Here is a 14,617-nt window from a genome sequence, read left to right as displayed (position 1 = left end):
AGAGCGAAGCGATGAGGAGGAGCGGCGCGATGGGCACCGCCGGCGACGATGCAAAGCGAAGCGATGAGGAGGAGCGGCGCGATGGGCACCGCCGGCGACGATGCAGAGCGAAGCGACGAGGAGGAGCGGCGCATGAGTGCCCGCCGGCGACGATGCAGAGCGAAGCGATGAGGAGGAGCGGCGCATGAGTGCCCAGCCCCGCCCTCGACTCGTCATCGTCGACGGGGTGCCGATGTCGGCCATTGTCGCCGAAGCCGCCGACCCGAAGGCCGTGATCGTGGCCATCCACGGCGGCGGCACCACCGCCGTCTACTTCGATTGCCCCGGCCACCCGTCGTCCTCACTGTTACGCAGCGGCGCCGCAGCGGGATTCACCGTCGTCGCGCTCGACCGGCCCGGCTATGGCAGCTCGGCCCCCTATCCGGAGGCGATGGCGCGGCCCGAGCAACGAGTCGACCTCGCGTACGGGGCGGTGGATCGCATCCTCGCGCAGAAGCCGCGCGGCGCCGGGCTGTTTCTGATGGGCCATTCGGGCGGCTGCGAACTCGTCATGCGGATGGCGGCCGACGGGCGCGGCGCGGATCTGCTCGGGATCGAATTGGCCGGGACCGGCCGGCACTATCACCCCGCGGCCCGCGACATCCTGAAGACGGCGACGCGCGAACGTCGTCCCGCGGGACTGCGTGACCTGTTGTGGCAGCCCGAAAGCCTTTATCCGCCCGAGGTTCTCAACGGCGCGACGGTCTCCCCGAGCGCCCCGTCCTACGAGGACCAGATGGTGTCGAACTGGGCGCGCCAGGATTTCCCGGCGCTCGCCCCCGCCATACGCGTGCCGGTGCGGTTCAGCATCGCCGAGCACGAAAAGGTGTGGCAGAACGACACTTCGGCGATGGACGAGATTGCGGAGCTGTTCTCCACGACACCGCGGTTCAGCGTTCATCGGCAACCCGATGCGGGACACAACATCAGCCTCGGGCACACGGCGCCCGCTTACCACGCCACGGTTCTGGCGTTCGCGGACGAATGCGTGAGGGCCCGGTCGGATTCGTCCGACTCGCCGAACGTGACAGCACAGTCACCGTCGGGCCCGAACGTGACTGAGGTGTCACGGTCGGCCGATGACGAAGCCGATTTGGAGGCCGGTTGATGCGCGTCGGGTTCATCGGGTTGGGCAGTCAGGGCGGGCCCATGGCGCGGCGCATCGCCGAGGGCGGCTACGCCACCACGCTGTGGGCGCGCCGGCCCGCGACGCTCGAGGCGTTCGCCGACACCCCGGCCCAGATCGCCGGTTCGCCGGCCGAACTCGCCGCGGCCAGTGACCTGGTCTGCCTCTGTGTCGTCGGCGACGCCGACATCGACGAACTCACCGGCGGCGAAGGCGGATTGCTCTCGGCGATGAAGCCGGGCGGCATCATCGCGGTGCACAGCACGGTGCACCCCGAGACGTGCCGAGAACTGGCGAAGCGGGCTGGGTCGGTCGGTGTTTCGATCGTCGATGCGCCGGTGAGCGGGGGCGGCGGAGCGGCGGCGGAAGGCCGCCTGCTGGTGATGGCCGGCGGTGACACCGAGGCCGTCGAGCGCTGCCGCCCGGTCTTCGAAACCTATGCCGATCCGGTGGTTCATCTGGGCGAGCTGGGTTCGGGGCAGACCACCAAGCTGCTCAACAACTTGCTGTTCACCGCCAACCTCGCCACGGCGGCGACGGCCTTGTCGCTGGCGGACGCGCTGGGTGTCACCCCGGAGCGTCTCACCGAGGTCGTCTCCCGCAGCAGTGGAAACAGCTTTGCGCTCAATGCTCTTGGCGGCATCGGCGGGCTGGATCGGCTGGCCGGTGTCGCCGGGGGGCTGCTGCAGAAGGACGTCCGGCTGGTCGTCGACCTTGCCGACCAGGCCGGGGCCGACGGCGGCGCCGTGCTCGCGGCGGCCGATGCGGCACTGACGCTGATGGAGCACCCCCGTTGAGGGTCGGATTCGTCGGCGCGGGGCGGATGGGTGGCCCCATGGTCGGTCGTCTGGTCGCGGCCGGTCACGACGTCCACGCCCTGGGCCGCACCGCCGAAAAGCGCCGCGAGCTCGAGCAACTGGGCGCGCGCGTCGTCGCGGAGGCCGCCGACGTCGGCGCGCACGCCGACGTGGTGGTGCTCTGCGTGTTCACCGACGAACAGGTGCGCCGCGTGTGCCTGGACGGCGGATTGCTACCGGCCATGCCGTCGGGATCGACGCTGGTGGTGCACACCACCGTCAGCCCCAACACCATCGAGGCCATCGCCGCGCGCGCCGATCACGTCGACGTCGTCGACGCCGCGGTCAGCGGTGGCCCGCACGACATCGCGACCGGCCGGCTCACCCTGTTCGTGGGCGGGGCCGAGCCAGCGGTGGACCGGGTACGACCGCTGCTGGGTTGCTACGGCGATCCGGTCCTGCACGTCGGGCCCGCCGGCGCCGGCCAGAAGGTGAAGCTGGTCAACAACGCCCTCTTCGCCGCACAGATCGGGCTGCTCGCGGAGGCCATCCGGCTGGGCGAACGCCTCGGCGTGCCCGAATCGACGTTGCTGAGCGCCCTGGGCCATGGCAGCGCGACCAGTCGCGTGCTGGACCTCGTCGCGGCGGGCGGGTCCGTCGCGGAGTTCATCGAGGTAACCGGCGACTTCGTCGGCAAGGACGTGGCCGTGGTGCGCGATGTCGCGGCGGAACTGGGCAGCGACCTGGGCGCGCTGGATGACGTCATCACGGCGATCGACACCGCGAAGATGGTTTGAGATGCCAGCGTTTTGGTCTTTCCGGTTCGTCACGAAGGTATTACCGTTAGCGTTACAGTCGGGGACTCCGCTGTAAAGGTTTCAGCCCGACCTCGCCGCTGAGGAGGATTCAGTGACAAAAGCGAAAGTCGTCTTCGATCCATACTCCGAGGACTACTTCAACAACCCGTACGACATCTACCGGCGGATGCGCGAGGACGCGCCCCTGTATTACGACGAAAAAGAGGACTTCTACGCGTTGACCCGCCATGAAGACGTGGCGGCCGCGTTCAAAGACTTCGAGACGTACTCGTCGGCACGCGGCTGCGACCTGGCGATGGTGCGGCGGGGCATTGCCCCCGAGCAGAAGTCGATCATCTTCATGGACCCACCAGAGCACCGCCACATGCGCAGCCTGCTCAACAAGGCGTTCACCCCCCGGGCGATCCAATCGCAGCGCGAGACGATCATCGAGGTGATCGACAAGTATCTGGGCGCGGTCGACCCCGACAACTTCGACGTCGTGCAGGACTTCTCCGGGCCGTTCCCGGTGGAGGTCATCACCCGGATGGCCGGTGTGCCCGAGGAATACCGCCAGCAGGTCCGGCACTGGATCGACACCAGCCTGCACCACGAGCCGGGCCAGATCGAGGTCAGCGAGGCCGGCGTGCAGGCCAACATCGACACGGCGATGTACTACTTCAGCCTGGTCCAGGAACGGCGCCAGGAGCCGCAGGACGACATGATCAGCCGGCTGATCGCCGCCGAGATTCCCGGCGAAGGCGGGCAGCTGCGCAAGCTCGACGACATCGAGATCTGCGGGTTCGCAACCCTTCTGGGCGGCGCGGGCGCGGAGACCGTCACCAAACTGATGGGCAACGCCGCGGTGATCTTCGCCAATCACCCCGACCAGTGGCAGAAGCTGCAGGAGGACCGCGACAAGATCCCCGGGGCGGTCGAAGAACTCCTGCGCTACGAGGGGCCGGTGCAATACAACGTCCGCTACACCCTCAAAGAGGCCCACGTCAGCGGCGGCGTCATTCCGGCGGGCAAACCCGTGTTCCTGTGCGGAGCCGCGGCCAACCGCGACCCGGATGCCTTCACCAACGCCGACACGTTCGACATCGAGCGCGATCACACCGAGGCGCAGCACCTCGGACTCGGGTACGGCATCCACAGTTGCCTGGGCGCCGCGTTGGCCCGCCTGGAGAGCAGGATCGCGCTGGAGCGGCTGCTCGACTTCATGCCGCGCTACGAGGTCGACTTGGCCGGGTGCAAACGGGTGACCATGCAAAACGTGGCGGGCTGGAAGAACGTGCCCGTCAAGGTGCTTCGTTAAAAGGGGGCCACGATGACGAAGAAGATCGAAGTCGACTGGGGACTCTGCGAGAGCAACGGTGTCTGCATGGGCATCAACCCGGACATCTTCGAGCTCGGCGACGACGACATGCTGACCGTCCACCAAGAGGAAGTCACCCCGGAGAACGAGGCGGACGTGCGCGAGGCCGTCCGTCAATGCCCTCGGCAGGCAATCTCCATCGTCGGTGAGTAGCGATCAGAATCCGGAGAGGATGACCGCGTTGCAGTCGGCGGCCTGCTGGCGCAGTTTCGCTGCCTTTTGGTAGCCCTCGGATTCGTACCAGGCCCGGGCGGCATCCACCGATTCGAATTCCAGGACGACGGTCTGGTCGCCGTGCCAGTCACCCTCAATGACTTTGGGCGCGGTGTCCACCGCGAGAATGGTGGCCCCGCTCATCGCCGATCCGGCCGCCTGGGCGTACGCCTTCATGCCCTCCGGATCCTTGATCGCCTCGGTCAGGATGACATAACCTTTTGCCACGCCGAATCTCCTTGCCTGCCTGTGGATTAGTTACTTCTCGCTGATCGCCTGCTCGGGACAACACTGGATGGCTTCCCGGGCGTCGGCCTCCAATTCCGTTGGGACGTCGGAATCTATCGCTTCGGCGTAGCCGTCGTCGGTCAGGCTGAACACGTCGGGACACAGCGTCAAGCACATCCCATGACCGCGGCACCGCTGATCGTCCACCCAGACCTTCATGCGAGCGTGAACTCCAGGTGCAGTTCGGTCAGACCGCGCAGGATATACGTCGGAACATATTGGTAGCGACGGTTATTCGCCGGGCCGTGCTTGTCCTCGTTGATCCTGATGTCGGTCGTGCGGTCGAGCAGCCGCTCGAGCGCCACCCGCGTTTCGGCCCGCGCCAGCGGCGCGCCCGGGCAGCTGTGAATTCCGCGGCCGAAGGAGATGTGCTGTCGGGCGTTCTTGCGGGCCGGGTCGAACGTGGCGGGGTCCTCGAAGCGACGCGGGTCGCGGTTGGCGGCCGCCTGCACGATCATCACGGTGCTACCCGCGGGCAGGTCGACCCCACCGACATTGGCCGGCACCCGGTTCATCCGGAAGTCGCCCTTGACCGGGCTCTCGTGGCGCAGGGACTCTTCGATGAAGTTGGGGATCAGGCTGCGGTCCTTGCGCAACTGCGCCTGGACGTCGGGCCGCTCCCCCAGCGTCTGCAGCGCGGCACCGAGCAGCCGCACGGTGGTCTCCTGGCCCGCCGAGAAGACGTTGGCCGCCACGCGCGCCACGTCCTCGACCTCGGGGATCGAGCCGTCGGGGAAGGTGGCGGTCGCCAGGCCGGTCAGCACGTCGTCGCGGGGCTCGCGGCGACGGTCCCGCACGTAGTCGGAGAACAGGCCGTAGAGGAATTCCAGCGGGCTGTGGGCCAGCGATTCCTTGCCGGTGCCGCCGACGCCGCCACCCGAGTGCTCGCGGATGCCCTTGACGAATTTGTCGCGGTCTTCCATGGGCACGCCCAGCAGGTCGGCGATCACCAACAGCGTGAAGGGGCCGGCGAAGCCCTTGATCCATTCGCCGTGACCGGGCGCCAGGAACTCGTCGAGCGCCTGGTCGGCCAGCGCCCACATCGCGTCCTCGTTCTCCTTGAGGCGCTTGGGGGTGATCAGCCGCATCAGCAGGGAGCGGTGGTTGGTGTGGGTCGGCGGGTCGAGCGTGGGCAGCTGGTCGCTGAAGGGCAGTTCGTCGCGGTGCCGCTCGATGAGCTCGGTGACGTCGTCGCCCTCGAGCGGCACCGGAAAGCCGGGGAACGGCCCGGTCACGGAGATGCACGACGACCACGTCTCGGCGTCGTTGAGCACCGCGCACGCCTCGTCCCAGCCGGTGATCATCGTGACGTCGTGATGGCTTTCCCGCGTGACGGGGCACCGCTGGCGCAGCGCCTCGTAGTAGGGGTACGGGTCCGCGATGAGCTCGCTGCCGCGGAAGAAGTCCAACTCGGAGAATTCCTTCGTCATCTCCTGCTCCTTGAATCTCGGCTAGTGAGAACGTGCCTCTCGCAGATGAGCATTACATTTCCATAGGGCGCGGTGGTCGTCAACGCGGGGTCCCGTCCGCGCGCCGAGACGGGCGGCACGTCGAGCCGTCGTGCGGGCCCCGGCACGCCGAATCAGCTGGCGGGCACCAGATCGGCGGCGACCGACGGCCACGCCAAAAGACCGCTCCGAAAGGTCTCGACGTGCCCCACGGGAAGCTGCGGGGCACCCGCGGCATTCGACGCGGCCGCCAGGGCCTGCGCCTTGAACGTCTGGGCGGCCATGCTCAGCTGGTGTTGCACCAGTCCGACGCTTTCGTCGAGTTCGGACGGCCAGTTCTCCCCCCACAGCGTGACCTCGGTGACGCCGTGATCGAGGGCCTGCAGCACGCCCTGACGCACCCGCGGATCGCAGCCGAACAGGTCGGCCGCGGCGGCCAGGGCCTGCGGTCGGGGACGCGACTGCACCGACGTCAGGGCGTCCTCGAGGTCGAGCACCCGGGCGCCGACGATCTGCAAGGGCCGGACGTCGGGGTGGTCCGCGACCAGCACGGTGACGTCCCATCCCGCCATCGACCGGTCGAAGATCCAGCCGCCGGCGAAGCGCACCACGTCGATGACGGTGGCGGCGACGACGTCGAGCCGGTATCTCATGGCGTCGCGGGTTTCTTCGTGGGCGCGAAGTCCCGCGCCAGTGTCTCGGCGTACTGCTTGAACACCTCGGGGAGCGGTATCGAAGGATCGAGCAACCATGTGGTTTCCATTCCGTGGACGAAGGCGAGGATTTCCACTGCCTTGACGGCGGGGTCGATGTCGTCGCGGTACCGGCCATCGGCCTGACCGCGACGGATGAGATCGGCGACGATGTCGGTCGCGGCGCGGTGCCGGGCCAGCATCCGGTCGTGCAGCGGCGCCTCGGGGAGGATGTTCTCCACCAGGAGCACCGTGAAGGTGCCCACCAGCTCGGGGGCGCGGTGGAACCGGTCGGCGACCTGGGTGATCTGGTCGAACAGGTCGCCGGTTCGGTCGGCGTGGGTGTCGTCGTCGAGGTCGCGCGCATCGAGCACGGCGTGCAGCAGCTGCTCCTTCGATTCGAAGTGATGCAGCAGGCCCGCGGGGGTCACCCCGGCCTCGCCGGCGATCTGCGCGAGCGTCGTGCTGCGCCAGCCGTTACGGGTCAGGAGGCGTTGGGCGACGTCGAGGATCCGCTGTTTGCGGTCCTCCCCCTTGGCGAGAAGCGTGTCGTAGCGCCGTGCGACGGCCAACTGGACTCCCTGGAGCAAACGGGTGCGATTGGCGGCTGAACCAACCTAGTGAACACACAGTAGGTTAGTTGGGCCGCTGTGACAAGGGTCACCGGGGTGTCTTTTTCGTGAGCCGGGTCGCCGCTAGCCGACGAGCTCGACCAGCGTCGCGTTGGCGGTCCCGCCGCCCTCGCACATGGTCTGCAGCCCGTACCGAATCCCGTTGTCGCGCATGTGATGCGTCATGCGGGTCATCAGCACGGCTCCCGAAGCGCCCAGCGGGTGCCCCAGCGCGATCGCGCCGCCCAGCGGATTCATCCGGGCTGGGTCCGCCCCGGTTTCCGCCAGCCACGCCAGCGGGACCGGCGCGAACGCCTCGTTGACCTCGAACACACCGACGTCGGACAGCGCGACGCCGGCCTTGCTCAGCACCTTCTCGGTCGCGGGAATGGGGCCGGTGAGCATGAGCACCGGGTCCGCCCCGGTGACCGCGCCCGCCACGTACCGCACAATCGGGGTCAGACCCAGTTCGACGGCCATCTCGGCGGTGGTCACCAGCAACGCGGCCGCACCGTCGGAGATCTGCGAGGAATTGCCGGCATGGATCACGCCGTCCTCGGTGAAGGCCGGCTTGAGCGCGGCGAGCTTCTCCGCGCTGCTTCCGCGCCGCACCCCCTCGTCGGCGGCCACGACGTTGTTCTCGGCGCCGTCGACGAACACCGGCACGATCTGGTCGGTGAACGCGCCGCCGTCCTGGGCCGCGGCCGCCCGCTCGTGGGACTCGGCGCTGTACTCGTCGAGGCGGGTGCGGGAGAAGCCCCACTTTTTGGCGATCATCTCCGCCGAGAGGCCTTGGTTGAAGGAGAAATCGTCATAGCGGGCAAGCACTTTCGGGCCATAAGGCATGCCCGAGGCGCGCGCCGAGCCGAGGGGGACGCGGCTCATGACCTCGACACCGCCGGCCACCACGACATCCTGCTGGCCCGACATCACCGCCTGCACGGCGAAGTCCAGCGCCTGCTGGCTGGAGCCGCAGGCGCGGTTGACGGTGGTCCCGGGGATGCTTTCCGGCCAGCCGGCGGCCAGCACCGCGTAGCGGCCGATGTTGCTGGACTGGTCGCCCACCTGGGAGACACAGCCCCACACCACGTCGTCGATGATCTCGGGCCCGATGCCGGTGCGTTCGGCGAGTTCGTTGAGGACGATCGCGGACAGGTCGGCGGCGTGCATGCCCGCAAGTGCGCCGTTACGCTTCCCGACCGGGGTGCGCACGGCCTCGACGATGACTGTTTCACGCATATCTCTACTCCGATTGTTTCTCGCCCGAATCCGGTTCCACCCCGGATTTTGTTAGGGCCCATCGACCAGTAAACGACGGCTCCCGCCGCTGCGCGAAAGCGGCATAGGCCGCCGCGGTGTCCGCGGTGGCGAAGTTGACTCCCTGCGCGCGGGCCTCGCTGGCCAGCGCGTCGCGCAAGGTGCGGTCGGCGCCCTCGTTCAGCAGCGCCTTGGTGTGGGCGAGCGCGATCGGGGGGCCGGCGGCCAGCCGATCGGCGAGATCCGTGACGAAGGCGTCGATCTCCGCGGCCGACACCACCCAGGTCACCAGGTTCAGCGCGCACGCCTCCTCGGCATCGATCGTGTCCGCGAGCAATGCGAGGCGCTTCGCCTGTTGCAGGCCAACGATTTTGGGCAGCAGCCAGGAGCCACCGAGGTCGATCGACAGACCACGCTTCGAAAAGATCTGACAGAACGTCGATTCCGGGGTCGCGACCACCAGGTCGCAGCCCAGCGCGAGATTCCAACCGGCCCCGACGGCCACACCGGTCACCTTGGCGATCGTCGGAATCGATAGCTCGTGCAACGCCAGCGCCACGTCGGTCAGGCGCTGCAACTTGTATTTCGGATGGATGTCATCGGGCACCGAGATGTCGGCCCCCGAGCAGAAGCTGCCCCCGGAACCGGTGAGCACGAGCGTGCGCACGCCAGGATCGTGACCGGCGGCGTCGAGCGCGTCGCGCAGGGCGACCCACAATTGCGGGTTGATCGCGTTCTTGCGCCGTGGCCGGTTGAGGGTGAATGTGCGCACGCCGTCGCGGTCTTGCGACAGCAACAACGGTTCGTCGTTCGTGGTCATCGGTGTCGAACGCGCGTCACATCACCACGCCGCCGTCAACCGGCGGCAGCCGACCGGCATCAGTAGCTCCTCGGCAGCTTCAAAACGTTGGCTCCCAGGAAATTCAGGATCATCTCCTGGCTGACCGGCGCGATCTTCATCAGCCGGGCCTCACGGAAGTAGCGGGTGATGTGGTACTCCTCGGCGTAACCCATGCCGCCGTGGGTTTGCAGCGCGCGGTCCGCGGCGGTGAAGCCGGCATCGGCGCACAGGTACTTGGCCGTATTGGCCTCGCGCCCACAGGGTTTGCCGTTGTCGTACAGCCAGGTGGCCTTGCGCAGCATCAGCTCGGCGGCATCGAGCCGGGCCAGGGAATCGGCGAGCGGGAACTGCAGGCCCTGGTTCATCCCGATCGGCCGGCCGAAGACCTCGCGCTCGTTGCCGTATTTCACCGCCTTCTCGAGCGCCACCCGGCCGATACCGAGGGCCTCGGCGGCGATCAGCATCCGCTCCGGGTTCAAGCCATCGAGGATGTACTGAAATCCCTTGCCCTCCTCACCCACCCGGTCCTCGACCGGCACCTCGAGGTTGTCGATGAACAGCTCGTTGGAGCTGACGGCGTTGCGGCCCATCTTGCGGATCGGACGGATGTCGACCCGGCTCCGGTCGAGGTCGGTGAGGAACAGCGTCATCCCGTCGGTCTTCTTGGTGACCTCGTCATAGCTTTGGGTCCGGGTCAGCAACAGGATCTTGTCGGATTCCATCGCTTTGGAGATCCACACCTTGCGACCGTTGACGATATAGCGATCGCCATCGCGCTTGGCGAACGTGGTGATGCGGGAAGTATCAAGCCCCGCACCGGGTTCGGTCACGCCGAAGCACACGTGTACCTCTCCGGTCGCGACCGCGGGCAGCGTCCGGGCCTTGAGGTCATCGGAGCCGTGCACCACCACGGGCTGCATGCCGAAGATGGACAGGTGGATCGAGCTGGCGGCGTTCATGGCGCCGCCGGACTTGGCGACTTCCTCGAGCAGGATGGTCGCTTCGGTGATCCCGAGGCCGTGGCCGCCGTATTCGGTGGGGATGGTCATTCCCAGCCAGCCGCCATCGGCGATGGCGCGGTAGAACTCGGTCGGGAATTCGTGCGCCTGGTCCTTTTCCATCCAGTACTGGTCGTCGAACTTGCGCGCCAACTCCGCGACCGACCGACGTATCAGTTCCTGGTCCTCGGTCAATTCAAAGTTCATTCCACCCACTGGTGGCACTCCTCGTCCTCAGCGCGAGAAGACGCAGAATCGCACGAATTCCGCCCGAACAGTGCGATTCTGCGTCCGCTCGCCAGGTCAGTCCTTGTTGCCGGAAAGGGCTTTGGCGTTGGCCGCGAAATCCGCGAAGGACGAGCCGCCTCGGCTGTCCTTATCGTGGCCCTGGGCCTTGATTGACACGTCGTGCCCCTCGGCGGCTTTGCGCAACGCACCGACGGTCGCCTGCTCCCGCGAAATGTGGGTGAACGGGTCGAACGAGTACCAGCGCATGGCGTTCTCGTAGGTCATCTTGTTGATCTCGTCGTCGGGAACGTTGTTGAGGGACAAGACATCCCACAGCTCTTCGGGCGCACCCGGCCACATCGAGTCGCTGTGCGGGTAGTCGGCCTCCCAGCAGATGTTGTCGATGCCGATCATGTTGCGCAGCGCCACGCCGACCTTGTCGCTGATGAAGCAGGTCAGGAAGTGGTCGCGGAACACCTCGCTGGGCAGCTTGCCCTTGAAGTCCTGGTGCGTCCAGGCGGAGTGCATCTCGAAGGTGCGGTCCGCGCGCTCCAGGAAGTAGGGAATCCAGCCCGTTCCGCCCTCGGACAGCGCGATCTTGAGGTCCGGGTATTCCTTGATCGGCCTGGACCACAGCAGGTCGGCGGCGGCCTGCACGATGTTCATCGGCTGCAGCGTGATCATCACGTCCATCGGCGCGTCCGGCGCGGTGATGGCCAGCCGCCCTGAGGAACCGATGTGCACGTTCATCACGGTGTCCGTGTCCACCAAGGCTTTCCACAGGGGGTTCCAGTATTCGTCATGGAAGCTGGGATAGCCCATCGCGGCGGGGTTCTCGGTGAAGGTCAGCGCGTGCACACCCTTCTTGGACACCCGGCGCACCTCGGCGGCGCACGCCTCGGCGTCCCAGATGACCGGTATCGCCATCGGGATGAACCGCGCCGGGTAGGCGCCGCACCACTCGTCGATGTGCCAGTCGTTGTAGGCCTGCACCAGCGCGATCGAGAAGTCGTTGTCGTCGGTGGCGAACAGGCGCCCGGCAAAGCCGGGGAACGACGGGAAGCAGATCGAGGCCAGGATGCCGCCGGCGTTCATGTCCTTGACGCGCTCGTCCACGTTGTAACAACCTGGCCGGATCTCGTCGAGCCCGGTCGGCTCGATGCCGTACTCCTCCTTCGGCCGGCCGGCCACCGCGTTGAGGGCCACGTTGGGGATCACGGTGTCGCGGAACTTCCACATGTCCGAGCCGTCGGCGTTGTGCACCAGCCGGGGCGCATCGTCCTGGTACTTCTTCGACAGATGGTTCTTGAACATGTCGGGCGGCTCGACCGTGTGGTCGTCGACGCTGATCAGGATCATGTCCTCTTTGTTCATGGCCGTCCCTTCCGTCGGTTCCACCGAATCGATCACGGACTCGGCGAATCGCTGTCCCGTGCCAAGATCACTAAAATGAAAACTATCTTCTCGCCAGGCGAGAATCAACATCCATCGGTTGCTGAGCCGGCCCGCACCCGCCTGACCAGCGACCGAAGGAAAGGGAGGAATTTCCCGCCGCCGACCGGCGATGCCATGAGGTAGGACCCGGCCTGACGCCGCGGCGGGCCGCGCCGCCCGTTGTTCGGTACGGCGGCCATCCCGACCACCGCGTAGACCAGGCGATGACCGCACCTGTACTCGGGCGACACGCCGGCATTGACCGGGCGCACGTTTCGTGCCAGTCTGTTAGTTGCAAATGAGAATATGATTCTCTTTCACCGAGAGGACACTGCTAATGCGCTTGCGGCCGCTCCCCGCCGATCAGTGGGACGAGGCTACCCAGCAGGCACTCTCGGCCATGCGTGAAGCGGACACCAACAACGCGCTGTCGACGCTGGCCCACCACCCGGCCCTGGCCAAGGCGTTCCTTCGCTTCAATGTCCACCTGCTGACGTCGTCCACGCTGCCGCCTCGCATCCGCGAACTGGCCATCCTGCGGGTGGCCCATCGCCGACAGTCCGCCTACGAGTGGTCCCACCACGTACGCATGGCCAAGGAAGAAGGGGTCACCGAGGACCAGATCGCGGCGGTGCAGCGTGGGGAGGGACTCGACGCGTTCGACCAAGCGGTCATCATCGGGGTCGACGAGCTCGACGAGAAATCGGAATTGTCCGACCACACGTGGGCGACGTTGGGCGAGCGCCTCAACGACCAGCAACGCATGGACTTTGTCTTCACGGTCGGCTGCTATGCGCTGCTGGCCATGGCCTTCAACACTTTTGGCGTCCAGCCCGAACACGCCACCACAGCCGCTAACAACGTCGAATAAGAGGAGTAAGAACGTTGCCGCACTTCCCCAAGCCAGCCGCCGGCAGCTGGACAGAAAACTACCCCGATCTGGGCACCGAACCGGTCGACTACACCGACTCGATCGATCCCGCATTCTTCGAAGCCGAGCGCGACGCGGTCTTCCGGCGAATGTGGCTCAACGTCGGAAGGGTCAACCGGCTCCCCCGCACCGGCAGCTACTTCACCAGGGAACTGCCGTCGGCCGGCAAGGGGACGTCGGTGATCATCGTCAAGACCAAGGACGGGTCGGTCAAGGCCTACCACAACGTCTGCCGCCACCGCGGAAACAAACTGGTGTGGAACGACTTTCCGAACGAGGAGACGTCCGGCACCTGCCGGCAGTTCACCTGCAAGTACCACGCCTGGCGTTACAACCTCGACGGTGACCTGACCTTCATCCAGCAGGAAGAAGAGTTCTTCAACGTCGACAAGGGCGACTACGGGCTGGCGCCCGTCCGCTGCGAGGTGTGGGAAGGTTTCATCTTCATCAACTTCGATGACAACGCGGCGCCGCTCACCGACTACCTCGGGCCGCTGGCCAAGAGCATCGAGGGCTACCCCTTCGGCGAGATGACCGAGACCTACTCGTACCGGGCCGAAGTCGGCAGCAACTGGAAGCTGTTCATCGACGCGTTCGTCGAGTTCTACCACGCGCCGATCCTGCACCAGGGTCAGTACACCAAGGAAGAAGCCGCCAAGATCCAGAAGTTCGGCTACGAGGCGCTGCACTACGAATTGGCCGGCCCGCACAACCTGCAGTCGACGTGGGGTGGTCAGGCACCGCCGGAGGACATGTCCATGGTCAAGCCGATGGACCAGGTGTTGCGCAGCGGGTTGTTCGGTCCATGGGACAAGCCGGAGATCATCGAAAAGCTCGAGCTGCCTGCGGGTGTCAACGTCAAGCGGGTGCCGCAGTGGGGCATCGACTCGTGGCTCTTCTACCCGAACTTCATGCTGCTGATCTGGGAGCCCGGCTGGTACCTGACCTACCACTACTGGCCGACCGCGGTGGACAAGCACATCTTCGAGTCCACCCTGTATTTCGTCCCGCCGCGCAACGCGCGGGAACGCCTCGCCCAGGAGTTGGCGGCCGTGACGTTCAAGGAGTATGCGCTGCAGGACGCCAACACCCTGGAAGCGACCCAGACCATGATCGGCACCCGGGCCGTCAAGGAGTTCCTGTTGTGCGACCAGGAAGTCTTGATCCGTCATCTGCACAAGACGACCAATGACTACGTGAAGGAGTACCAGCGCAATGGCGCTACCGTCTGAATTCGCCGCCCTCGAGCCCTATTTGGATTGGGACCTGGCCACCGAGCCCGAGCGCTACGCCAAACGGCTGGCCTCGACGATGGCTGAGATGCAGGAGTTCTACGACGTCGCGTTCCCGTTGCTGAACGACGTGATCGCGTACTGCGACAAGTTTCCGCTGGACGACCTGCCGGATGACGCAAAGACCCTGATGCACATGATGCAATCGTTGGTGATGGTGTCGTTCCCGATCGAGGCGTGGAAGCAGCCGCGCGTCCCGGACAGCGGCGCGGCGTGGGTTGAAGTGCTTCGGGAACCGGTGATCTGA

General features: G+C 66.4%; 17 protein-coding genes. 8 read left to right on the top strand and 9 right to left on the bottom strand.

Going from position 1 to position 14,617, the window contains the following annotated elements:
* Nucleotides 1-184 precede the first annotated feature (184 nt).
* The 5 genes from P6281_RS03925 (at nucleotide 185) to P6281_RS03905 (ending at nucleotide 4,290) form a co-directional block, all read left to right on the top strand.
* Nucleotides 185-1,147: an alpha/beta hydrolase gene (locus tag P6281_RS03925; protein WP_014383852.1), complete on the top strand. Its 963-nt coding sequence runs from the start codon at nucleotides 185-187 to the stop codon at nucleotides 1,145-1,147.
* Nucleotides 1,147-1,962 (top strand): NAD(P)-dependent oxidoreductase, encoded by an 816-nt coding sequence (locus P6281_RS03920; protein WP_324738620.1) that lies wholly within the window; start codon nucleotides 1,147-1,149, stop codon nucleotides 1,960-1,962. Before P6281_RS03925 ends, P6281_RS03920 begins: the two co-directional genes overlap by 1 nt.
* Nucleotides 1,959-2,759 (top strand): NAD(P)-dependent oxidoreductase, encoded by an 801-nt coding sequence (locus tag P6281_RS03915; RefSeq protein ID WP_014383851.1) that lies wholly within the window; start codon nucleotides 1,959-1,961, stop codon nucleotides 2,757-2,759. The genes P6281_RS03920 and P6281_RS03915 overlap by 4 nt, the downstream gene beginning before the upstream one ends.
* 112 nt (nucleotides 2,760-2,871) lie before the next feature.
* A complete protein-coding gene (locus P6281_RS03910; RefSeq protein ID WP_009952165.1) occupies nucleotides 2,872-4,077 on the top strand; it encodes a cytochrome P450 in 1,206 nt (401 codons plus the stop codon).
* Nucleotides 4,078-4,089: 12 nt separating this feature from the next.
* Complete coding sequence (locus tag P6281_RS03905) at nucleotides 4,090-4,290, top strand: ferredoxin (protein WP_007777398.1); 201 nt, start codon at nucleotides 4,090-4,092, stop codon at nucleotides 4,288-4,290.
* 3 nt (nucleotides 4,291-4,293) lie between these two features.
* On the opposite strand, the gene P6281_RS03900 is transcribed toward P6281_RS03905, so the two are convergent.
* The 9 genes from P6281_RS03900 to P6281_RS03860 all read right to left on the bottom strand — a co-directional run bounded on the left by P6281_RS03900 (nucleotide 4,294) and on the right by P6281_RS03860 (nucleotide 12,087).
* On the bottom strand, nucleotides 4,294-4,578 hold the full coding sequence (locus P6281_RS03900) for a DUF1330 domain-containing protein (RefSeq protein ID WP_009952166.1): 285 nt from the start codon (nucleotides 4,576-4,578) through the stop codon (nucleotides 4,294-4,296).
* A gap of 30 nt (nucleotides 4,579-4,608) precedes the next feature.
* The gene (locus tag P6281_RS03895) at nucleotides 4,609-4,797 is read right to left on the bottom strand and encodes a ferredoxin (RefSeq protein WP_008253680.1); all 189 of its coding nucleotides are present in this window, start codon (nucleotides 4,795-4,797) and stop codon (nucleotides 4,609-4,611) included.
* A complete protein-coding gene (locus tag P6281_RS03890; RefSeq protein ID WP_014379176.1) occupies nucleotides 4,794-6,068 on the bottom strand; it encodes a cytochrome P450 in 1,275 nt (424 codons plus the stop codon). Before P6281_RS03890 ends, P6281_RS03895 begins: the two co-directional genes overlap by 4 nt.
* Nucleotides 6,069-6,220: 152 nt before the next feature.
* A complete protein-coding gene (locus tag P6281_RS03885; protein WP_008253678.1) occupies nucleotides 6,221-6,739 on the bottom strand; it encodes a hypothetical protein in 519 nt (172 codons plus the stop codon).
* Nucleotides 6,736-7,350: a TetR/AcrR family transcriptional regulator gene (locus tag P6281_RS03880; protein WP_008253677.1), complete on the bottom strand. Its 615-nt coding sequence runs from the start codon at nucleotides 7,348-7,350 to the stop codon at nucleotides 6,736-6,738. The genes P6281_RS03885 and P6281_RS03880 overlap by 4 nt, the downstream gene beginning before the upstream one ends.
* A 123-nt stretch (nucleotides 7,351-7,473) precedes the next feature.
* A complete protein-coding gene (locus tag P6281_RS03875) occupies nucleotides 7,474-8,628 on the bottom strand; it encodes a thiolase family protein (RefSeq protein ID WP_014941303.1) in 1,155 nt (384 codons plus the stop codon).
* A 4-nt stretch (nucleotides 8,629-8,632) separates the two neighbouring features.
* Nucleotides 8,633-9,466: an enoyl-CoA hydratase/isomerase family protein gene (locus P6281_RS03870; protein ID WP_324738619.1), complete on the bottom strand. Its 834-nt coding sequence runs from the start codon at nucleotides 9,464-9,466 to the stop codon at nucleotides 8,633-8,635.
* A 59-nt stretch (nucleotides 9,467-9,525) separates the two neighbouring features.
* Nucleotides 9,526-10,692, bottom strand: a complete 1,167-nt coding sequence (locus P6281_RS03865; RefSeq protein WP_008253669.1) for an acyl-CoA dehydrogenase family protein — start codon at nucleotides 10,690-10,692, stop codon at nucleotides 9,526-9,528.
* A gap of 96 nt (nucleotides 10,693-10,788) precedes the next feature.
* Nucleotides 10,789-12,087, bottom strand: a complete 1,299-nt coding sequence (locus tag P6281_RS03860; protein WP_008253666.1) for an amidohydrolase family protein — start codon at nucleotides 12,085-12,087, stop codon at nucleotides 10,789-10,791.
* Nucleotides 12,088-12,484: 397 nt separating this feature from the next.
* Between P6281_RS03860 and P6281_RS03855 the strand changes: the two genes are divergently transcribed.
* The 3 genes from P6281_RS03855 to P6281_RS03845 are packed head-to-tail and all read left to right on the top strand — an operon-like array spanning nucleotide 12,485 to nucleotide 14,617.
* Nucleotides 12,485-13,018 carry a carboxymuconolactone decarboxylase family protein gene (locus P6281_RS03855; protein ID WP_009952174.1) on the top strand — a complete coding sequence of 178 codons (534 nt, stop codon included), beginning with the start codon at nucleotides 12,485-12,487 and terminating at the stop codon, nucleotides 13,016-13,018.
* A 14-nt stretch (nucleotides 13,019-13,032) separates the two neighbouring features.
* Nucleotides 13,033-14,310, top strand: coding sequence for an aromatic ring-hydroxylating oxygenase subunit alpha (locus P6281_RS03850; protein WP_009952175.1), 1,278 nt, complete (start codon nucleotides 13,033-13,035; stop codon nucleotides 14,308-14,310).
* A complete protein-coding gene (locus P6281_RS03845) occupies nucleotides 14,294-14,617 on the top strand; it encodes a hypothetical protein (RefSeq protein ID WP_009952176.1) in 324 nt (107 codons plus the stop codon). The genes P6281_RS03850 and P6281_RS03845 overlap by 17 nt, the downstream gene beginning before the upstream one ends.

This window comes from Mycobacterium sp. 5-140-3-2, from assembly GCF_035666375.1.
GTDB classification, from domain to species: Bacteria; Actinomycetota; Actinomycetes; order Mycobacteriales; family Mycobacteriaceae; genus Mycobacterium; species Mycobacterium intracellulare.
Note: the sequence above shows the minus strand (reverse complement) of the source record. Positions and strands in the feature narration are given on the sequence as shown.